Consider the following 20,856-nt stretch of genomic DNA (forward strand, 5'->3'; position numbering starts at 1 on the left):
TAAAATCAGATGAAGAAAATTATTTTCTCTTTTTTTCTTTTATTAAGTTATGCTGGTTCTGTATTGGCTCAAATGTCCGATCAGCAAGTGGCAGACTATGTGAAGCAGGAGTATGCTAAAGGAACTTCGCAGCAGGTTATTGCAACAAGTCTGCTCCAAAAAGGGGTTACCAAAAGCCAATTGGAAAGAATTAAGCAACAATACGAAAAAGAACAGACTTCTACAGATATCAGTAGTAAAAGCAGTCAGTCTTTAAGTCAGCAGAGGCGTGAAAATCCACAGGAAGATATGGCAGTCGGGGCTTTAGATGAAATAAGCACAGAGGCTACTTCAGTTGGAGAAGTTTCTGATCAGGAAAAAGTTTTTGGACGTAATATTTTTAATAACAAGAATCTCTCATTTAGTCCGAATGTGAATATTCCGACTCCGTTAGATTATCGTCTGGGACCCGGAGATGAGGTTATAATTAATATATGGGGTGTTTCTCAGACTACACTTCAACAAACGATATCATCCGAAGGAAGTATTACAGTTGATCGTTTAGGGCCGGTATTTCTTAATGGAATGACTATCAAAGAAGCAAATGATTTTGTGCAGAGAAAATTCTCTTCCATTTATGCCGGAGTGGGTGCTGATGGCGGTGCTTCGCAAATAAAATTGACTCTTGGACAAATCCGTACTATCCAGATAAATGTTTGGGGTGAAGTTGCTGTTCCGGGAACTTATTCGCTTTCTTCGCTTTCTTCTGTTTTTCATGCATTATACAGGGCCGGGGGAATTAATAATATAGGCTCATTGCGTTCTGTTAAATTATATAGAAACAATAAGCTGATAAAAGAACTTGATATTTATAAGTATCTGTTGGATGGAAAACTCAATGATGATATTCGTTTAATGGATAATGATGTTATCGTGGTTCCTCCTTATGTTTCTTTGGTGGATATATCCGGAGAGGTGAAACGTCCGATGTATTATGAAATGACAGGGAAAGAGTCGTTAGCCACATTAATTAGCTATGCAGGAGGCTTTACCGGAGATGCCTATACTAAAAAGCTAAGAATAGTACGAGGAACAGGAACAGAAAAGAAAATATTTACGGTAGATGAAAACGAATTTGCCTCTTTTATTTTGAAAGATAAAGATGTTGTGACAATCGCTACCGGATTAGACCTGTTTGATAATAGGGTTGAAATCAAAGGAGCTGTATACAGATCAGGTTATTACGAGATTGGTAAAAAAATAAATACGATTAAAGATCTTATTACAGCTGCAGATGGTATCAGAGGAGATGCTTTCTTAAACAGAGCTGTACTGACTCGTGAAAAAGAAGATTTGACAACAGAGATTATTTCTGTTGATCTTAGAAAGCTCTTATATGAAAATGGACAGGATATAGTACTCCGCAAGAATGACATCTTATATATCCCTGCTTTAAGCGATCTTAAAGAATTTGGAGATTTTGTTGTTCATGGAGAAGTTGCCCGTCCGGGAAATTACCAATATGCTGATAATACTACTCTAGAAGATCTTATTGTTCAGGCCGGCGGTTTGCTAGAGTCGGCTTCTATTGTAAGGGTTGATGTTGCCCGTCGTATTATTGACCCTAATAGTATGACTGTTAATAGATCTTTATCAGATAATTATTCTTTTGGGATTAAAGATGGGTTAGTTATTGACGGAGAACAAGGCTTTGTCCTGAAACCTTATGACCAAGTTTATGTTAGAAGAAGTCCAGGATATCATGAACAGCAGAATGTGGCTATAGCTGGAGAGTTGTTGTTCCCGGGAACTTATGCGTTGAATAAAAAAACAGAAAGAATCTCTGATCTTGTGAAGAGAGCAGGAAATCTGACTCCGGATGCTTTTGCCCGAGGAGCTAGACTTGTCCGTCAACGTTCCGATGAAGAACAGTTCAGGTCTCAGGCTGCTTTAAAAGTAGCTAATCAAGGAGGAAAGGACTCTATATCAGTAAAGACCCTTGACTTGGCTCCTACCTATAATGTTGGGATAGAATTGGATAAAGCTTTAGCTAATCCGGGATCTGACTATGATTTGGTTCTGCGTACCGGAGACAGATTAATCGTACCCGAATATGACAATACAGTAAAAATAAATGGAGCAGTTATGTATCCCAATACAGTTGTATATAAGAAAGGTGAAAAATTATCTTATTATATAAATCAGGCAGGAGGATATACAGACAATGCAAAGAAAAGCAGATCATTCGTTATATACATGAACGGAACGGTTAGTAAAATTAAAGGATCTGACCGAAATGCAATACAGCCGGGAAGTGAAATTATAATACCAAGTAAAGAGCAAGCTCGACGTATGTCTATGGCTGAAATTCTGAGTTTAGGATCAAGTGTTACGTCTATGGCTAGTTTGATCGGAGTATTAATCAATACAATGAAATAAAGGTGATGGGAACAGACGTAAATAAAAATATTTCAGAAGAAAAAGAAATAGACCTGATTGAGCTTGGAAAGAAACTTTGGAATAAACGAAAGTTTATTCTAAAAGTTTCAGGTGTCGGTTTGCTTATAGGTATTATTATTGCTTTTAGTATTCCGAAAGAATATTCTACAACGGTAATATTAGCTCCGGAATCAAAAGAAGGTGGATCTTTGGGAAATGCTGGGGCTTTAGCTGCAATGGCTGGTATAAATCTGGGGGGAACCAGTACTTCTGGAGACTTATCCAGTGATGTTTACCCTAATATAATGGAATCAACTCCTTTTATCTTAGGGCTATCTCAAATACATGTCTCTGATCCTAAAAAAAAGATAGATACAACTCTTTTTTCATACATAAAAGATGAGCAAAAATCAGCATGGTGGACTTATATATTAGGAGTGCCTAAATTAGTAACTGGGCTCTTTTCTTCAAAAAAGGAAGAAAAGCCTTCCATGGAAAATAAGTTGATATTGACAAGTGACGAAGTTGATGTAATTGAAAGTCTTAAAGAAAGGGCAACTATATCTATTGATAAGAAAACTGGAATTATAACATTGGCTTCTACAATGCAGAGTGCAGTGATCTCAGCAACTGTTGCGGATACTTTAACTTCATATCTACAGTCTTATATAATAAAATACAGGACAGAGAAAGCTAGAGCAGATCTTGTTTTTGCCGAAAAGCTTTATAATGAATCTAAAAGTGATTATAATAAAGCTCAACAAAAATATGCAGATTACTTAGATCGAAATCAAAATGTGATTTTGGCAAGTTATCGAGTAAATCAGGATAAATTACAAAATGAAGTAACTCTTGCATATAATGTATATAATCAGGTTGCTCAACAACTGCAGGTTGCCAAAGTCAAAGTACAAGATCAAACACCTGTTTATACTGTTATTCAACCGGCAATAATACCATTGATTCCAACTAAACCCAATAAGAAATTAATTGTGATAGGTTTTATTTTAGTATTTGCAGTTGGTAGTTGTGGCTATATTTTAGGAAAAGACTTTTTGAATAATTTAAAATCATAATATGAAAGGGATAGTTTTAGCCGGAGGATCCGGTACACGTCTGTATCCAATAACTAAAGGAGTCAGTAAGCAGCTTTTGCCTGTTTATGATAAGCCCATGATTTATTATCCGGTGTCTGTTTTAATGCTGGCTGGTATCCGCGAGATATTGATTATATCAACACCAACCGATCTTCCCGGATTTAAAAGATTATTAGGTGATGGCAGTGATTATGGGGTGAAATTTGAATATGCAGAACAACCGTCTCCCGATGGCCTAGCTCAGGCGTTTATTATCGGAGAAAAATTTATCGGAGATGATTCTGTATGTCTTGTATTAGGGGATAATATCTTCTATGGACATGGTCTCACAGAAATGTTGAAAAATGCTGTTAAAACAGCAGAGAATGAAAATAAAGCTACTGTTTTTGGATATTGGGTGAGTGATCCAGAACGCTATGGTGTTGCCGAGTTTGATAAGCAAGGGAATGTTTTGAGTATAGAGGAAAAACCGGAAGATCCTAAATCAAATTATGCGGTGGTAGGTTTATATTTTTACCCTAATAAAGTTGTGGATGTGGCTAAAAATATAAAACCATCGGCAAGAGGTGAGCTCGAAATAACGACTGTTAATCAAGAATTTTTGAATGATCAAGAGCTAAAAGTTCAGTTATTGGGCAGAGGTTTTGCCTGGTTGGATACCGGAACACACGATTCGTTAAGTGAGGCAAGTGTTTTTGTGGAGGTTTTGGAAAAACGCCAAGGTTTGAAAATAGCCTGTTTAGAGAGCATTGCTTTCGATCAAGGATGGATTACTGCCGAGAAGATGGAAGAGTTAGCTCAACCGATGATTAAGAATCAGTATGGGCAATATTTGATAAAGACTGTAAACGAATCAAAAAAGAAAAAATGAACATAATAAAAACTGACATAGAAGGAGTTGTAATTCTTGAACCAAGAGTTTTTAAAGATGATAGGGGATATTTCATGGAATCCTTCTCAAAAAAATTCTTTGATGCAGAAGTTTGTAAGACGGAATTTGTACAAGACAATGAATCAAAATCCTCATATGGAGTTCTGAGAGGATTACACTTTCAAAAACCACCGTATGCGCAATCTAAGTTGGTGAGAGTTGTAAAAGGTTCGGTGTTGGATGTTGCTGTTGATATTCGTAAAGGATCTCCTACATTCGGTCAGCATGTTGCCGTAGAACTTACAGAAGACAATAAACGTCAGTTTTTTGTACCAAGGGGCTTTGCTCACGGTTTTGTAGTGCTAAGTGAAGAAGTTATCTTTCAGTATAAGTGTGATAGTTTTTATGCACCACAAAATGAAGGAGCTATTGCATGGAACGACCCTGCATTGAATATCGATTGGAAAATAGCAGATGATAAAATAATCCTTTCGGAAAAAGATAAAAATCATCCGGTATTATCAGATGCCGAATGGTTGTTTGATTATAACGAAAAGCTCTATTGATTATGAACATACTTATAACAGGTGCTAACGGCCAATTGGGTAATGAAATGAGATTGTTATCCAAAGAGAGTAATAAAGATTCTTATTTCTTCACAGATGTAGCAGAGCTGGATATCACAAGCCTGTTAGATATACGTGCCTTCGTAAAGCAAAATAATATTGATGTTATTGTAAATTGTGCAGCATATACTAATGTAGATAAAGCTGAGGATGATGTCGAATTGTGTGATTTGATAAACAATAAAGCTGTAGAAAATTTGGCTATTGTTGCAAAAGAGTATGACTGTACATTAATACATGTATCTACCGATTATGTTTTTTCAGGAAAAGGAAATCTACCTTGTACCGAAGAACAGGCAACATCTCCTTTGGGAGTTTATGGAAAAACAAAATTAGCAGGAGAAGATGCTATTCGGAGGGTAGGGTGCAAATATCTTATTTTCAGAACAGCTTGGCTTTACTCCGAATTCGGAAATAATTTTGTTAAAACCATGATTCGGCTAACAACGGAGAAAGATTCTCTTAAGGTTGTTTTCGATCAGGTCGGTTCTCCGACTTATGCCGGAGATTTGGGGAAACTGATCTTTTCTCTTATAGAAAAGAGACAATACGAACAACATCAGGGAATATACCATTTCAGTAACGAAGGGGTATGTTCGTGGTATGATTTTGCGAAGGAAATATCATTTATAGCTGGAACGGATTGTGACATACAGCCTTGTCATTCGGATGAATTTCCGAGTAAGGTAACACGACCTGCTTTTTCCGTATTGGATAAGACGAAAGTCAAGAGAGATTTTCAATTCGAAGTGCCTTATTGGAAGGTGTCATTAACCAAATGTATCAATAAACTTAAAAACAACTGAAAGATGAATTTTACCCGTAATATATTAATAACAGGAGGAGCTGGTTTTATAGGCTCTCATGTGGTACGTTTATTTGTAAATAAATATCCGGATTATCATATAATAAATCTGGACAAACTTACTTATGCCGGAAATTTAGCTAACCTGACGGATATTGAAGATAAGCCTAATTACACTTTTGTTAAAGCTGATATTTGCGACTTTAATCAGATATTGGATATTTTCAAAAAATATGAAATAGACAATGTGATACATTTGGCGGCCGAAAGCCATGTTGATAGAAGTATCAAGGATCCATTTACATTTGCTCAAACTAATGTTATGGGTACATTATCGTTATTGCAAGCAGCAAAAGAATTATGGACTGCACCTTATACCAATAATCGATTTTATCATATTTCAACAGATGAAGTATACGGAACTTTGGAGTTTGACGGGACCTTCTTTACCGAAGATACAAAGTATGACCCACATAGTCCATATTCGGCAAGTAAGGCTAGCAGCGATCACTTTGTTCGTGCTTTCCATGATACTTATGGTTTACCTATAATTGTTACTAACTGCAGTAATAATTATGGACCATACCAATTTCCCGAAAAACTAATACCTCTATTTATAAACAATATAAGACATAAAAAGCCGTTACCTGTATATGGTAAAGGCGAGAATGTCCGAGATTGGCTGTATGTAGTAGATCATGCTCGTGCCATTGATGTAATTTTCCATAAGGGAGATATTGCCGATACTTATAACATCGGAGGTTTCAATGAGTGGAAAAATATAGATCTTATAAAAGTTATTATCAAAACTGTAGACCGTTTGCTCGGACATGCAGAAGGAACATCTGATTCTTTAATTACATACGTGACAGACCGAGCAGGGCACGACTTACGTTATGCTATTGATTCTAATAAGTTGAAAAATCAATTAGGATGGGAGCCATCTCTACAATTTGAAGAAGGGATAGAAAAAACAGTACAATGGTATCTCGATAATCAGGAATGGATGGATAATGTAACATCGGGAGATTATCAGGAGTATTATAAGAAGATGTATAAATAAGATAGATGAGTCTAAAAAAAAATTTCTTCTATAGTTCAATTTTAACTATTGCAAACTATATATTTCCATTAATTACATTTCCGTATGTTTCAAGAATATTAGGTGTCTCTAATATAGGTAAATGTAATTTTGTTGATAGTATTGTTAGTTATTTTGTTTTGTTTGCCACAATGGGATTAGCTGTCATTGGTGTGAGAGAAATAGCCAAATCTAAGGCTCTAGGAGGTGAAGAAACTTTAAGTAAAACATTTTCAAGTTTGTTTGTCTTGAATATTTTGTTTACTATTGTTTCGTTAATTATTTTCTTTTTAGTGATCTTCTTTGATTCCGATTTAAAGAATTACAATAATCTGCTATATATAGGAGGTGCAAAAATTTTATTTACCTTATTCTTAATAGAATGGTTTTATAAAGGAATTGAAAACTTTCGGTATATAACTGTTCGAAGTATACTTATAAAAGTTATATACATTTTACTAATATTTCTTTTAGTCAAGAAGCCCGATGATTACGAAATGTACTATCTACTGACTGTTTGTATGGTTTTAGTAAATGGAATATTTAATATTATTTATAGTAGAAATTTTATTCGTATTTCCTTTCTGGATCTTAAACTTAAAAAATATTTAGCTCCAGTTCTGAAAGCTGGAGTTTATGCTCTGTTAACATCAATGTATACCACGTTTAATGTTGTTTATCTAGGTTTTGTTTCAACAGAGGCTGAGGTTGGTTATTATACAACAGCTATTAAATTATATACAATAATTCTTGCTGTGTTTACAGCATTTACAGGTGTTATTATGCCAAGAGTAAGTGTTTTAATTGAAGAAAAAAAAATGAATCATATAATATCTATTTTAGATAAATCATTTAATGTTTTATTCCTTTTTTGTTTTCCTATTATAGCAATTACACTTGTTTTAACCCCTCAGATAATTTTTTTAATTGCAGGATTAGGATATGAACATGCTATTGTTCCAATGAGAATAATAATGCCATTAGTATTGGTTGTGGGTATAGCTCAGATATACGTAATCCAAATTTTGATGCCTTTTAAACATGATAATTACGTTTTATATAATGCCATAATTGGTGCTGTTGTAGGCCTTATATTAAATATTGTTCTTGTGAAAAATTTTGCTAGTGTTGGTTCTGCAATCGTAATATTGGTATCAGAACTTACAGTATTATTTTGTGCTGTTTATTTCTCAAGAGGGATCCTAAAGTTAAGTTTTCCCTATAAAAAGATCCTTATAAATGCATCGTTATCTGTTCCATATTTGTTTTTATGTTGGTTTTCTCAATATTTTTTTCAAAATCCTGTATATATCTGTTTAGTTAGTATTATATTAGGGTTATTATACTTTTTAGTATCTCAGGTATTTATTTTAAAAAATGAATTGTGTGTCAATTTATATAAGTTCTTCCTCAATAAAATCCGATGACTAATATATTTGAAGAAGTCGTTTTGTCTGATTTCTGATAATTGAACACATATATTTTAGAGGAAAACTATTGTTTTTTTGAGCTTTTAAAGATTTTAAAATATCATTTTGTTAGTAAAATGTTCAAAAAATAAGAAATCAAGATGTGATCAAATATATTTTGTGTTTTTTAGATATATAAATTTTTTAATAATCAGATGAAAATAGATGTTTCTGTAATAATAGTCAATTATAATACAATAAAATTATTGATTGATGCAATTAATTCTCTTTTGAATAAAATAGGAAGTATAGGCTATGAAATTATTGTTGTAGATAACCACTCTTCTGATGATTCTATTGAGGTTATAAAGAAAAAGTTTCCAGAAGTTATCCTTATAGAGAATAATCAAAATTTAGGTTTTGGTTTGGCGAATAATGAAGGAATAAAGGTCTCGAAGGGTAGGAATATTTTTTTTTTGAACCCAGATACTATTATAATGAATAATGCGATTGAAATTTTATCAAACTTCTTGGACAATAACCAATTGGTTGGGGTTTGCGGAGGGAATTTATTTGATGAAGATCTGAAACCGACCCATTCATTTCAACGTAGGCTTCCTGGCATATGTTCTGAGTTGAATAATTTATCGATGGGCTTACTCGATAAAATTTGTTATGGGAAGAATATAGAATTTAATCATAGTAATAAGCCATTAGATGTAGGTTATGTTACAGGTGCAGATATGATGGTGCGTAAATCTGTTTTAGATGAAGTTGGATATTATAATTCTAATTTTTTTATGTATTATGAAGAAACCGAATTAACGTTTAGAATCAAAAAATCTGGATATAAAATTGTAAGTGTACCAGGAGCTTTTATTCAGCATTTAGAAGGGAAGAGTTTTGGTGATTTTAAAGAAAAGCGTGAGCGGATGCGTCTTCAAAGTCAGTTTATATATAATAAGTTGACAATGGGTAATAATAGAGCATATTTAGTAAAACTATTGCATTTACTTGTGATAAAACAGCGTATCTTAGTTCATTCCTATTATAAAAAAAAATGGAAAGAATATTGGACCCGTAAACTTAGTCTCTACAAAGAATTTGTTAATGTTTGAAATAAAATTGTTCATAATAGTAAGTATTAACATTTAATTTATTTAGATGTGATATTCCTTCTAAATTTTTAAATATTAATGATGCGTATTTAGTTAAAAAAGAGTTTAATGGAAGGACAAAAAATAGAACGAAAAAAATCGCAAAAACAATCAATAAAAATAATAACCCTTATATTTTGTTTGTTGAGTATTTGTTGTTTTTATTATGCTTTGAGATATTCATATTATAATGGAGATTATAATAATGTTGATGTTGGATTAGGTATTCCCATTCTGCTTTTTAATCTATTTTTTACAATTATTCCTTATTTGTTATTATATAAGATATATAAATATTATAAAAAAAGAGAGCCTAAGAAAACAATAGCATTTCTACCTTCTAATATTGTAAATAATATTTTTTATATTGTTTGTATTTGGAATATATTGATCACATTGGTGTGGGGAGCTGGAAAAATGATGTCGGATGTTTATCAGGCTCCATTTGTTATCACTTTGATAATTCAAATAACTAATAGAATCAGCATTATGGTTATGGTTGGTTTTTTTATTTTTACGTCATCAAGCTGGAAAAATATTGTAATTGTATGCCTATTAGTTCTATTAATATCATTGTTAAGAAGTAGTTTATTTTATTTTGTATCTCTTCCAATTTTTCTTTTTATTCGTTACTTTGATTTTATTTACTCATTTGTTAAAAAATATCTTGTGATTGTTATCGTTTTACTCTATTTAGTTCCTACTTCCATTGCTTTTCTATATAATATTCGGGATGGGCAGAGAAAAGGAGAGTCAATAGAAAATAATGAGAAGTTGGATACTGAATCTCTTTTGACTGGTAAATTAGCTGGACGTTTATCTTCTTTCTCTAATTCGGCTGTAATTATTCAATATCCTGCGTATTTTTATTTGTCAAGTCAAAATCTAGAGTATTCTTATTATCTAAAACGTTTCCTTTCTGGAATATTTGGGCCCATTTTTCAACCAACATTATATCCTGAAAAAATAATGGTAAACTTTGTTGATGAGGACAATGATGGTAAGGTCACATTTATGGCTGGAACGCAAGGTAATTGGTTGATATCTCTGTTTAAGTCACCATTATTACTAGTGATAAATGCATTTATCCAATTATTTGTTATAATAATTGTTTTTAGATTTGCTAGATATTTAAAATTTCAATACTCAAATGAATTAGCTTTTGTGACACTCTTGTTTCCTACAATGAGTGGGGTTATTGCTGAGTATTCTATGGTTCTCATAGGTTTTGTTTTTTTATATTTAATTATCGTTTTAGCACAAAATATTGTACCCAAAACCAATAAATAATATGTCATCAATACCAAAAATCTTATTTGTAACTAAGGGTTATGGCCCTATGGTTGGAGGGGGAAAGTGTTCTCAAAGAAATTATGAAATGCTATTAAGCCTTTGTGGCCCTGAAAATTTGTTTAGAGTTGATACTGGAGAGTTGAACAAACTCAAAAAGTGGAGGTATAAATTTGAGACTTTTTTGAATCGCTATATGTATGATATTTCTTTTTCTGTTTTAAAAGAGATTGACTATCTGATAAGAAATGAAAATATTTCTATTGTTTTTTTAGATTCTTCTATGGCTGGTAGATTAGCTAAAAGATTAAAACATAAGTATCCAAAATTATCTGTAATAACTTTTTTTCATAATTTGGAATACGATCTTATTTGTGATGCTCCTTATGGCGGTTTGAAGAAAAAAATATATTTATATCTATCTAAGGTTAATGAGATTGCAGCTTGTAAATATTCTGATAAAATTGTTGCATTAAATGATAGAGATACCTGTGCTATAGAGAATAGATACATGAGAAAGGTTGATTTGTGTATTCCTATAAGTTTGCCAGATATCTATGATAATCGCAATAGGATAGAACCTCCTTCTATTTCTGATGAAACAAAAACAGCGTTATTTATTGGAAGTTACTTTTATCCAAATGTTCAGGGTATTACGTGGTTTGTAGATAATGTCCTACCTCTTGTTGATATTAATCTGATTATTGTTGGGTCTGGAATGAATAAGTTGGCGATAGATAGAACTAAGAATATAGAGATATATGATAGTGTTGAGTCTCTTGTTGACTTTTATGAAAAAGCTGATTTTATGATTATGCCTATATTTTCAGGAAGTGGCATGAAGGTTAAGACAGCAGAAGCTTTGATGTACGGAAAGACCATCATTGGGACAAAGGAGGCTTTTGAAGGATATAATGTCACTTCCGATATTGGATTTGTTTGTTCTTCTGTTGAAGACTTTGTTAATAAAATAAACATGCTTAAACTAAGAGATCAGAAGTATAATCCAGAGGCGAGACGGGTCTATGAGCAAAGCTATTCTTATGCTTCAACATTACCTCTGTTCAAAAAATTGCTTACAGAAGAAAACAAAATATAAAAAAGAAGAGTATGCTTAATAATATAAGTAAGAAATCAATTGTCGTATCAGGTGTTAGCATTGATTCAGGAGGTCCTTTGACGATTTTCAAAGACATACTTTCTTTTTTATCTTCAAGTGAGTGGGGGAGTCAATATGAAATTATAGCAATAGTTCATGATGAAAAGCTTTTTGATATTGATAATGTAAAATATATATCTATACCAAAGGCTGATAACTGGTTGTTAAGATTATATTATGAATATTGTGGATTCAATAAAATCTCTCAAAATTTAAACTCTTTCTTATGGCTATCTTTACAAGTCGCTACGCCTCGAGTTAAAACAGAGAGACAGGCTTTGTATATGCATAATCCATCTCCATTTTATAAATGGAGACTTAAGGATTTATCGGAGGGGGCTCGTTATATCTTATTTGCAATCTTCTTTAAATATATTTATCGAATAAATTTGAAGAGTAATAATTACTTGATTGTGCAGCAATCTTGGTTAAGAAATGCTTTTTCAGCAATGTATTCATTTTCGAAGAAAAAAATTGTGGTTGCTTATCCTCCAAGACCTTCAGAAAAAAACGTTACAGATATAGAGAGTAAAAGACCAAATCAGATTTATACATTCTTTTTTCCTGCGTTACCCCGAATTTTCAAGAATTTTGAGATTGTATGTGAGGCCGTTAAAATATTAAATAGTGAAGGTGTCAATAATTTTCAAGTGATTCAAACTATAGACGGTTCTGAAAATAAATATTCTAGAAATATTGTAAATAAATATTCTGGCTTAAAAGAATTAAAATTTATTGGTTTGGTTCCTCATAAGGATATTGATACATACTATGAAGAGTCTGATTGTCTTATATTCCCATCAAAATTAGAAACGTGGGGATTACCCATATCTGAATTTTCTAAGTATAAAAAACCGATGATTATTGCAGACTTACCATATGCACATGAAACAGCCAGCGGATGTGATTTAGTTACATTTTTTGATGTCGATAATGCTTCTGAATTAGCATTGAAAATGAAAAGAGTAAAAGATGGAGATTATACTTTCTTACAATCTGTTCCAGTAATGGGTGTTGAAGAGCCGGTAGTCTCGTCATGGAAAAAGATATTTGATATTTTATTAAAGTAATTTTATGCAAGGTAACATTAAACAATACAGCTTCTCTAATAAAATTTATATGGCTTGCTGCTTGATAAGGACAAAATTATTTTATCCTCAAGCTAAAGTTATAAGATTTCCTTTTGATATTCGAAATGGAAAACAAATCTCTATAGGTAAGGGTTTTTCCGCAGGAAGGCTTTGCCGAATAGAAGTTATTAATGAAGAGGCACATAATGGTATTAAAATTGAAATCGGCGACGATGTTCGTTTAGGCGATTTTATTCATATTGCAGCTTTAAATAGGGTTGTTATAGGTGATAATGTCGGGATTGGGCCTAAAACGTTAATTTCAGATGTTAGTCACGGGAATTTTGATGAAGGAGTACCTTATGATTTAGATATACCGTATAGAGAAAGGAAATTATCGGCTAAACCTATCATAATTGGAAATAATGTTTGGATCGGAGAATCTGTTTGTATTTTACCAGGAGTAACAATAGGAGATGGTTGTGTTATTGGGGCTTTATCGAACGTTACAAAGTCAATTCCACCTTATTCTATTGCTGTAGGTAATCCCGCAAAAGTTGTGAAGAAATATAATTTTGAAACAAAATGCTGGGAGCGTGTAATTAAGTAATAAAAACCCGAATTTTCATAAAACATTCTTTAATGGTAACAGCTTCTATTGTATTATATAATACAGATAAAGACGAATTAACGAGAGTCTTAAATTGTGCCGTATCTTCGATTATTGATATTGTATTTATTATAGATAATTCGCCAACAGATAATCTCAAAAATATACTGATTGGTTTTTCTGATAAAGTTCAGTACTTTTTTAATGGGAAAAATATTGGTTATGGAGGAGCTCACAATATAGCTTTGAGGAAGAGTATAAAGATAAAGTCTGACTATCATATTATTTTAAATCCCGATATTTACTTCGAAAAAGACTCTTTAGATGAATTGAAAGAATATATGGATGTTAACCCTGATGTTGGATCAATTATGCCTAAGGTAACATATCCTGATGGTGAAATTCAATATTTATGTAAATTGCAAGCAACACCTCTTGATTTATTTGGGCGTCGGTTTATTCCATTTGAGAAATATATTAATAAAAGGAACTATTATTACGAACTAAGAGATTCGGGTTATAATCAAATAATGAATGTTCCTTGTTTGTCCGGTTGCTTTATGTTTCTAAGAGTTTCTATTTTAGGAGATGTAGGTTTATTTGATGATCGTTTTTTTATGTACTGTGAAGATTTTGATTTTTATAAACGAATACATGATAAATATAAAACAATTTTTTATCCACGCGTTTCTATTATTCATGACCATAAGAAAGAATCTTATAAAAGTAAAAAAATGATGTTTATACATATTAAGTCTGCTATAACCTATTTTAATAAATGGGGTTGGATTTTTGATAAAAAACGAAAGATTGCTAATAAACGTATATTGTCGTCTCTTAAATTAATTAATAGTAAATAGAGTATTATGAATAACGAAAATCTACAATCACAAACGATAAATTATCTTCGCTTTCCATTAATTATATTAGTAATATTCATTCATTCGTATGGGACTGTAACAATTCAAAGTAATTCCATTGAAGTAATGAGTAATCAAAGTGTTTTTAATAATGTGAGCTATTTATTATCAATGGTCTTTGCTCGATTGGCTGTTCCTTTATTTTTTCTTATATCAGGTTTCTTATATTTTTATAAATGTTCGGTTTTTTAATAAAGATTCATACATTAGTAAAACAAAAAAGAGAATCCGAACTTTACTAATTCCTTATATCTTTTGGAATCTTTTTGCATTGATTTTATTCTTTATTGCAGAAAATACTCCTTATATATCAGATTTGTTTTCAGGTAAGAATCTAAAAGTTAGTCATTTTGGAATTCAGAATTTTGTTCGAGCTTTTTGGGCTCCTGTTGATGGAAATACTCCTTTTGTTTATCCTTTTTGGTTTATAAGGGTTCTTTTTATTGTTTGTATTTTTTCTCCGTTAATATATTTGCTTGTTAAATATACGAAAATCGCAGGAATAGTTATTGTTGGTATTTATTGGTTTTTAGATATTAAACAAATTGTAGGTTTTAGTTCTGCAAGTCTTTTTTTCTTTACTCTTGGTGCTTATTTGAGTATATATAGGTATAACTTGATCGAAGTTTCGAATAAATTTTTTATTTTTCTCTTATTACTTACCCTATAATCGCATTTGTCGATTTATTGACAAAAGATTATCAGTTTAATATCCACATTCATAATATAGGAATTTTGGTAGGTATAACCTTTATTTTTAATATAGTTGCATTTGGGTTAGAAACAAAAAAATTACACTTATCGAAGTTCCTTGCTAGTGCGAGTTTTTTTGTATTTGTAATTCATGAACCATGGCTTACTCTTGTTCGCAAAGTTTTTTTGTTAATATTTAATAAGCAGAGTGATTTTTCTTTTCTTATTATTTATTTTGTTCCTGTTTTTATAATAGTGTTTATTGCCTTATCTTTATATATCGTTTTAAGTAAAATAATTCCTAATTTCTTAGGAATTATTACAGGGAATCGATCTTAAAATAGTATTTATGACCAAGAGAGAATAATGTTTATATACAAACTCTGTTATAAGCTACTTTAATAAGTCGGTGTGTTTTTTGATAAAAACGGCAGGTTGTCAATAAACGCATATCGTTGTCTCTTAAATAAGAAAAATTTCTTGCTCTAAATTAAGAATCGGCTTAGATTTGTAGCATAAAAATATTTCATTTTGATTTGTTATATGCTCATATTTTTTTACTTTTAATTTACTTAATATATTAATAATATGCCCCAGTTTTATAATGAGAATTTTGCACACTAACTTTGTAGAATAAATGAAAACAACAATTAAATTTCGTGTAATTTTATTTTTACTTTTATTATTGTTCTTTGATTTAGTTTCTTGTCAGAATAATGATGGAGAATCGGAATTGGAAACACCTTCTCTTAATTTTTCCATAAACACAGTATTGCCTCACAATACTGATACGTTAAAAATTTTTGCTATAGGGAATAGTTTTACGGAAGATGCAATGTCGAATATTCCTAAAATACTGAAGAAAATGGGAGTTGGAAATGTTGTCTTAGGTTTTGTTAATTATAAGGGATGTTCACTCTCTCAACATTACCAAAACTTTGCGAGTGATTCAAATCCATATGCATTTTTCTTGAATAAATCAGAATCGGATAGTTGGACAATCACTCCTACTTATACTCTTAAAAAAGCTTTGCAGTATACAGATTGGGATATAATAATTCTCCAACAGGCTTCAGATGATGCTGGGAGATACGAAACATTTCAGCCATATTTAAATCTTCTTCTAAACGAGTTGCATAAATTTGCTTTAAATAAGAATGTTATTTTCGGATGGCATATGACTTGGGCGTATGGGAAAAACTCAACACATCCTGGATTTAAAAAGTATAACAATAATCAGGAGCAGATGTATAATAGCATTGTGAATGCAACAAAAACACTGATGAAAGATACTGGCATTAAATTAGTAATACCCTCAGGTACAGCTATACAAAATCTTAGAACATCAAAGATTGATCCTTCATCCTTGGACTTGACACGTGATGGTTACCATAGTAATTTAGCTGTTGGTCGTTATACTCTTTCTTATTTATGGATTGAAGAGCTTATCGTTCCGTGTTTGAATCTTGATGCCTCTAAGATTCCTTATTATAGTATGGATGGAAATATACCTCTTTCTTCGAATAATTACAGGACTTGTCAGGATGCGGCACAGAAGGCATTATCTAAACCTTTTTCGATTTCAGAGTAGTTTTAGAGGATTTATAGTATCCCAACCCATTATTATATGTTCTCATGAAACTTCTCCTCACAGGCACAGCCGGATTCATCGGATATTCTCTAACAAAAAAGCTGTTAGAATTGAATCCTGATGTTCAGATTGTAGGTCTCGATAATATCAATGACTATTATGAGCTGAGTTTGAAGTATGGGCGTCTGGCTGACCTTGGATTTGACAAATCAGATATCGTTTATGGGAAAAAGATTGTCAGTTCTCATTCAAAAAATTCGTTTTTCATTCAACTAAAGTTAGAAGATAAGGCTGGAATTGATAGGCTGTTTGCCGAAGAGAAATTTGATATTGTTTGTAACCTTGCGGCTCAGGCAGGCGTACGTTATTCAATAGAGAATCCGTATGCATATATTGAATCCAATATAGTAGGGTTTATAAATATATTAGAGGCCTGCAGGCACAATCCTGTTCAGCATCTTGTGTATGCGAGTTCGAGCAGTGTGTATGGGATGAATGATAAAGTCCCATTTTCGGAAGAAGATAAAGTAGATTCGCCTGTAAGTTTATATGCAGCTTCGAAGAAATCGAATGAACTGATGGCTCATGCCTATAGTAATTTGTATAAAATTCCAGCAACAGGCCTACGTTTTTTTACGGTATACGGTCCGTGGGGGAGACCTGATATGGCTCCGTTCTTATTCACTAAGGCAATTGTGAATAATGAACCGATCAAGATATTCAATAATGGAAATATGCTGCGTGACTTTACTTATATCGATGATATTGTCGATGGAGTAATAAAGACTCTGACACATATACCCCAGACTGAGATTCCTTATAAAATCTATAATATAGGCAATTCGAAGCCGATAAAATTGATGGACTTTATAAGCGAAATAGAACAAGCCTTAAACAAAGAGGCTCAGAAAGTGTTTATGGCTATGCAGCCGGGCGATGTTTATCAGACATATGCTGATACGTCCAACCTCGAGAATGATGTCAATTTTAAGCCTGATACACCAATTAAGGAAGGAGTTAAATCTTTTGTCGACTGGTATATCTCGTTTTATGGTATAACTAAATAAACATGATCATGTCAACACCAAGGATTACATGGATAGGATTGGGACACATGGGAACCCCGATGGCTATGAATCTCCTAAAAGGCGGATTCGATGTAGCGGTCTACAACCGTTCAGCAGAGAAAATAAAACCTCTTACCGAAGCAGGAGCTAAGTCTTTTACTAAAATCGAGGAAGTAGTTCCTAATTCGAATGTAGTATTCACTATGCTATCGGATGATTCAGCTGTCACGTCTGTGTATGAAGATCTGATGAAATCGGATATATCGAAGAAGTTATTCATCAATATGAGTACTATTTCACCGGAGTTGACTATACGTTTATCTCAAGAGATCGAATCAAAAGGAGGTCATTATCTTGACGCTCCCGTATCGGGAAGTGTAAAGCCTGCGACCGATGGAACGTTGATCATTCTGGTTGCCGGACGTGAGATCGATTATGAAGCTTCAACTATGTTTTTCGAAAAACTGGGTAAGTTTTCCTTATATCTTGGAGAAGCCGGATTAGGAGCTAAGGCAAAACTGGCGATCAACTATTATATGTCTGTTGTAATCGAAGGATTGGCCGAAACTGTCCTTTTAGCCGAAAAAAACGGCATAGATCGTGAAACAATGATGTTCATTGTAAACGAAAGTGCTTGTGGTAGTGGTATGTCCAAGATGAAGACTCCTGCTATCATTCAGGATAATTATCCGGCGGCATTCCCGTTGAAGCATATGGACAAAGATATCCGTCTAGCTCAAAAAGAAGGATTGAATACCGAGGTGTCGACAGCTATGGCTCGTATCTTTGGTGAAGCTATGAAAGCCGACTTAGCGGATAAAGATCTTATGGCTGTAATAAAGGCTGTAAAAAGCGAATATTTTAAATAACCAGACAAAGCCTTGATTATATAGAAAGAGTCGCTGAAAACGGCTCTTTTTGCGTTTAAACCGATTGTTTCGACAGACGGTTCAATATCTCTGTAAGAATTTCATTGCAAGGGTTTATATATTGGCTGTTTCCTGTAATCTCTGATTGAGATTGGACGTATTCCGACCTTATTAATTCGTCCTTTCCGTTCTCTACCATATTTGCAAGAGAGTAGGGGGTTACTTCCAGATGAAACTGAAAACCGATCACCTTACCTTTATAGATAAAAGCCTGATGAGTACAAGCCTTGCTGTATGCAATATGCTCGCATTTAGCGGGTATATCGAATGTATCCCCATGCCAGTGAAATACGGGATTATCAAAATTCAGATCTTGGAATATTTTATGGGATTTACCAAAATCGGTTAAGTTTACCGGAAACCAACCGATCTCTATATCCTTGTTCCTTTTGACTTTAGCTCCAAGTACATCCGCAATTAATTGAGAGCCCAAACAGAACCCAAGTACCGTTTTATCCGAATTGATCGATTCTTTTATGAATTGTTTTTCTCCGGTCAACCACGGGTATTTATCATCTTCATATATATTCATCGGGCCGCCCATGACAATCAGCCAATCGAAATCAATTTGTTCAGGAAACTCTTCTTGTTTGTACAACAAAGAATATGTCAACTCATGATTGTTATTTTTTGCCCATGATTCAATATATCCGATTCCTTCGAAATCGACATGTTGGATACAGTGTATACGCAACTTTTGTTTATTCATTTTTCTGATATTATTAAATGCTTGCCGTTGTTATAAGTTTTTTACCAGAGTATCTTTTTCTTTTTCAAAAATCGTTCTTCTTATATCCTGAATTACATTCCATTCATCGAAGAATTCTCCATTTATATCGATATTGAAAAAATCTTCAGTACCATACGAATCGACCTTATTGAACAGGTAAGCAACCGATATTTTGTTTATATCCAGAGCCGGAATATAAGCCGGAACAATATCGTCATCGGATGGTGTTTCCCTGATAAGATTAAGCTCAAGCAATAAAAACAGGGCATCGCTCGTAACCCGTGTGGGTATTTTGAAGCGTTCGGAAATCTGGCTTGCTGTATATGGTTTATCTCCTTTTTCGAATTGCTTTACGATCAGTGTAATAATAAGCAGGATAACAAAGTCCTTGTAGCGGCGGCTTATATTCTTAGTGTCTTTTTCGTAGCTGAATTTCTTTACATTCTGATAGCCGAAACTCAGTTCTACCCCGATCAGAACGATCAGCCACGACAATTGCAGCCAAAGGAGCAACAATGGCAACGCTGCAAAACTACCATATATTGTATTGTATTTTGATATCCATATCTGTCCGTTGATATATAATTGCTGGAATATCTGGAATGCCAGTCCGGCTATTATTCCCGCAAAAAGGGCACTGGAGAATTTTACTTTAGTGTTCGGTATGTATAAATACAAGAACGTAAACAATAAGACAGTTATTACATAAGGCAATACTTCTATAAATGGGTTGATTACCAATCCTATTAATTTAGTTTCTGCCGATGAATTCAACAAAATCGATAATCCCCCGTTGCAAACAAGAAATACAGGAGCAATAAGCAGTAGTGCTGTATAATCTGTAAACTGCCGGTAATACGACCTGTCGTTTTTGATACGCCAGATAGAATTAAAATTAGACTCTATTCCACCGATAAGATTCAATGCAGTATAGAGAAGAAGAACGAGTCCTATCCCTAAAAATACCCCGCTTTGAGCATATTCCAACGATTTATCGATAAAGGTCATTGCTTTTTCCAAAACCTCTCTCTGTCCTTCGAAATATCCGAATAGCTCGCTTTGAACGATATTCTGGAATCCGAATCCACGGGCAATGGCAAACAATACTGCTAACAGAGGAACCATAGATAGGAGCGTATTGTATGTAAGTGCGGCAGCTTTGGTATTTACCTGCCCCCAATCCATATTTCGGTATGCGAGAATCCCCGATTTTATCGCAGTATATATAAATGCTCTGGGTTTTCCGCTTTGTTTGGTATCCACTTTCCATATCCCGATACGAAGGAAATGCAGAATCTGGGTGACTAATTTTTTTATTTTATCAATCATAGTT

At 33.1% G+C, this 20,856-nt stretch carries 18 protein-coding genes and 1 pseudogene; 17 read left to right on the forward strand and 2 right to left on the reverse strand.

The genetic code is table 11. The features are described 5' to 3' along the window. The first annotated feature begins 9 nt into the window (after positions 1-9). The 17 genes and pseudogenes from K322_RS0109100 to K322_RS0109185 all read left to right on the forward strand — a co-directional run bounded on the left by K322_RS0109100 (position 10) and on the right by K322_RS0109185 (position 18,733). Positions 10-2,418, forward strand: coding sequence for an SLBB domain-containing protein (locus K322_RS0109100; protein ID WP_026626613.1), 2,409 nt, complete (start codon positions 10-12; stop codon positions 2,416-2,418). A gap of 5 nt (positions 2,419-2,423) precedes the next feature. Beyond that, on the forward strand, positions 2,424-3,494 hold the full coding sequence (locus K322_RS0109105) for a Wzz/FepE/Etk N-terminal domain-containing protein (protein ID WP_026626614.1): 1,071 nt from the start codon (positions 2,424-2,426) through the stop codon (positions 3,492-3,494). Between the two features lies 1 nt (position 3,495). Further along, positions 3,496-4,386 carry a glucose-1-phosphate thymidylyltransferase RfbA gene (rfbA, locus tag K322_RS0109110; protein ID WP_026626615.1) on the forward strand — a complete coding sequence of 297 codons (891 nt, stop codon included), beginning with the start codon at positions 3,496-3,498 and terminating at the stop codon, positions 4,384-4,386. Next, positions 4,383-4,952: a dTDP-4-dehydrorhamnose 3,5-epimerase gene (gene rfbC / locus K322_RS0109115; protein WP_026626616.1), complete on the forward strand. Its 570-nt coding sequence runs from the start codon at positions 4,383-4,385 to the stop codon at positions 4,950-4,952. Before rfbA ends, rfbC begins: the two co-directional genes overlap by 4 nt. A 2-nt stretch (positions 4,953-4,954) precedes the next feature. Beyond that, entirely contained in the window at positions 4,955-5,818 is an 864-nt protein-coding gene (rfbD, locus tag K322_RS0109120) for a dTDP-4-dehydrorhamnose reductase (protein ID WP_026626617.1), read from the forward strand. A gap of 3 nt (positions 5,819-5,821) precedes the next feature. After that, on the forward strand, positions 5,822-6,880 hold the full coding sequence (gene rfbB / locus K322_RS0109125; protein WP_026626618.1) for a dTDP-glucose 4,6-dehydratase: 1,059 nt from the start codon (positions 5,822-5,824) through the stop codon (positions 6,878-6,880). 5 nt (positions 6,881-6,885) lie between these two features. Beyond that, positions 6,886-8,325, forward strand: a complete 1,440-nt coding sequence (locus tag K322_RS0109130; protein ID WP_026626619.1) for a flippase — start codon at positions 6,886-6,888, stop codon at positions 8,323-8,325. A gap of 197 nt (positions 8,326-8,522) precedes the next feature. Then, on the forward strand, positions 8,523-9,425 hold the full coding sequence (locus tag K322_RS19020) for a glycosyltransferase family 2 protein (RefSeq protein ID WP_051290725.1): 903 nt from the start codon (positions 8,523-8,525) through the stop codon (positions 9,423-9,425). A 108-nt stretch (positions 9,426-9,533) separates the two neighbouring features. Beyond that, positions 9,534-10,754 (forward strand): oligosaccharide repeat unit polymerase, encoded by a 1,221-nt coding sequence (wzy, locus tag K322_RS0109140; RefSeq protein ID WP_026626620.1) that lies wholly within the window; start codon positions 9,534-9,536, stop codon positions 10,752-10,754. Position 10,755: 1 nt separating this feature from the next. Continuing rightward, entirely contained in the window at positions 10,756-11,853 is a 1,098-nt protein-coding gene (locus K322_RS0109145; RefSeq protein ID WP_035331782.1) for a glycosyltransferase, read from the forward strand. Between the two features lie 11 nt (positions 11,854-11,864). After that, a complete protein-coding gene (locus K322_RS0109150; RefSeq protein ID WP_026626622.1) occupies positions 11,865-12,983 on the forward strand; it encodes a glycosyltransferase in 1,119 nt (372 codons plus the stop codon). A 4-nt stretch (positions 12,984-12,987) separates the two neighbouring features. Next, positions 12,988-13,593 carry a DapH/DapD/GlmU-related protein gene (locus K322_RS21290; RefSeq protein WP_026626623.1) on the forward strand — a complete coding sequence of 202 codons (606 nt, stop codon included), beginning with the start codon at positions 12,988-12,990 and terminating at the stop codon, positions 13,591-13,593. 32 nt (positions 13,594-13,625) lie between these two features. After that, the gene (locus K322_RS0109160) at positions 13,626-14,453 is read left to right on the forward strand and encodes a glycosyltransferase family 2 protein (RefSeq protein WP_026626624.1); all 828 of its coding nucleotides are present in this window, start codon (positions 13,626-13,628) and stop codon (positions 14,451-14,453) included. Between the two features lie 6 nt (positions 14,454-14,459). After that, positions 14,460-15,183 (forward strand): annotated as a pseudogene (locus K322_RS21345) (acyltransferase family protein). Between the two features lie 660 nt (positions 15,184-15,843). Then, on the forward strand, positions 15,844-16,797 hold the full coding sequence (locus K322_RS19025; RefSeq protein WP_051290726.1) for a DUF4886 domain-containing protein: 954 nt from the start codon (positions 15,844-15,846) through the stop codon (positions 16,795-16,797). A 44-nt stretch (positions 16,798-16,841) separates the two neighbouring features. Then, positions 16,842-17,864, forward strand: a complete 1,023-nt coding sequence (locus tag K322_RS0109180) for an NAD-dependent epimerase (RefSeq protein ID WP_026626627.1) — start codon at positions 16,842-16,844, stop codon at positions 17,862-17,864. Positions 17,865-17,872: 8 nt separating this feature from the next. Next, positions 17,873-18,733, forward strand: coding sequence for an NAD(P)-dependent oxidoreductase (locus tag K322_RS0109185; protein WP_026626628.1), 861 nt, complete (start codon positions 17,873-17,875; stop codon positions 18,731-18,733). Positions 18,734-18,788: 55 nt separating this feature from the next. Here K322_RS0109185 and K322_RS0109190 read toward each other — a convergent pair whose 3' ends face one another. Both K322_RS0109190 and K322_RS0109195 read right to left on the reverse strand, forming a co-directional pair. Next, on the reverse strand, positions 18,789-19,502 hold the full coding sequence (locus K322_RS0109190) for a type 1 glutamine amidotransferase (protein WP_035331785.1): 714 nt from the start codon (positions 19,500-19,502) through the stop codon (positions 18,789-18,791). Positions 19,503-19,532: 30 nt separating this feature from the next. Further along, on the reverse strand, positions 19,533-20,852 hold the full coding sequence (locus tag K322_RS0109195) for a YihY/virulence factor BrkB family protein (protein WP_035331787.1): 1,320 nt from the start codon (positions 20,850-20,852) through the stop codon (positions 19,533-19,535). Positions 20,853-20,856 lie beyond the last annotated feature (4 nt).

Origin of the sequence: Indolivaga capnocytophagoides DSM 22835 (assembly GCF_000426485.1) — a bacterium.
Classification (GTDB): Bacteria; Bacteroidota; Bacteroidia; order Bacteroidales; family Dysgonomonadaceae; genus Dysgonomonas_A; species Dysgonomonas_A capnocytophagoides.

Excerpts from the sequence above, each read along its gene's own strand:
- K322_RS0109100 (WP_026626613.1), top strand. The coding sequence starts at position 10 with ATGAAGAAAATTATTTTCTCTTTTTTTCTTTTATTAAGTTATGCTGGT.
- K322_RS0109105 (WP_026626614.1), top strand. The coding sequence starts at position 2,424 with ATGGGAACAGACGTAAATAAAAATATTTCAGAAGAAAAAGAAATAGAC.
- rfbA (WP_026626615.1), top strand. The coding sequence starts at position 3,496 with ATGAAAGGGATAGTTTTAGCCGGAGGATCCGGTACACGTCTGTATCCA.
- rfbC (WP_026626616.1), top strand. The coding sequence starts at position 4,383 with ATGAACATAATAAAAACTGACATAGAAGGAGTTGTAATTCTTGAACCA.
- rfbD (WP_026626617.1), top strand. The coding sequence starts at position 4,955 with ATGAACATACTTATAACAGGTGCTAACGGCCAATTGGGTAATGAAATG.
- rfbB (WP_026626618.1), top strand. The coding sequence starts at position 5,822 with ATGAATTTTACCCGTAATATATTAATAACAGGAGGAGCTGGTTTTATA.
- K322_RS0109130 (WP_026626619.1), top strand. The coding sequence starts at position 6,886 with ATGAGTCTAAAAAAAAATTTCTTCTATAGTTCAATTTTAACTATTGCA.
- K322_RS19020 (WP_051290725.1), top strand. The coding sequence starts at position 8,523 with ATGAAAATAGATGTTTCTGTAATAATAGTCAATTATAATACAATAAAA.
- wzy (WP_026626620.1), top strand. The coding sequence starts at position 9,534 with ATGGAAGGACAAAAAATAGAACGAAAAAAATCGCAAAAACAATCAATA.
- K322_RS0109145 (WP_035331782.1), top strand. The coding sequence starts at position 10,756 with ATGTCATCAATACCAAAAATCTTATTTGTAACTAAGGGTTATGGCCCT.
- K322_RS0109150 (WP_026626622.1), top strand. The coding sequence starts at position 11,865 with ATGCTTAATAATATAAGTAAGAAATCAATTGTCGTATCAGGTGTTAGC.
- K322_RS21290 (WP_026626623.1), top strand. The coding sequence starts at position 12,988 with ATGCAAGGTAACATTAAACAATACAGCTTCTCTAATAAAATTTATATG.
- K322_RS0109160 (WP_026626624.1), top strand. The coding sequence starts at position 13,626 with ATGGTAACAGCTTCTATTGTATTATATAATACAGATAAAGACGAATTA.
- K322_RS19025 (WP_051290726.1), top strand. The coding sequence starts at position 15,844 with ATGAAAACAACAATTAAATTTCGTGTAATTTTATTTTTACTTTTATTA.
- K322_RS0109180 (WP_026626627.1), top strand. The coding sequence starts at position 16,842 with ATGAAACTTCTCCTCACAGGCACAGCCGGATTCATCGGATATTCTCTA.
- K322_RS0109185 (WP_026626628.1), top strand. The coding sequence starts at position 17,873 with ATGTCAACACCAAGGATTACATGGATAGGATTGGGACACATGGGAACC.
- K322_RS0109190 (WP_035331785.1), bottom strand. The coding sequence starts at position 19,502 with ATGAATAAACAAAAGTTGCGTATACACTGTATCCAACATGTCGATTTC.
- K322_RS0109195 (WP_035331787.1), bottom strand. The coding sequence starts at position 20,852 with ATGATTGATAAAATAAAAAAATTAGTCACCCAGATTCTGCATTTCCTT.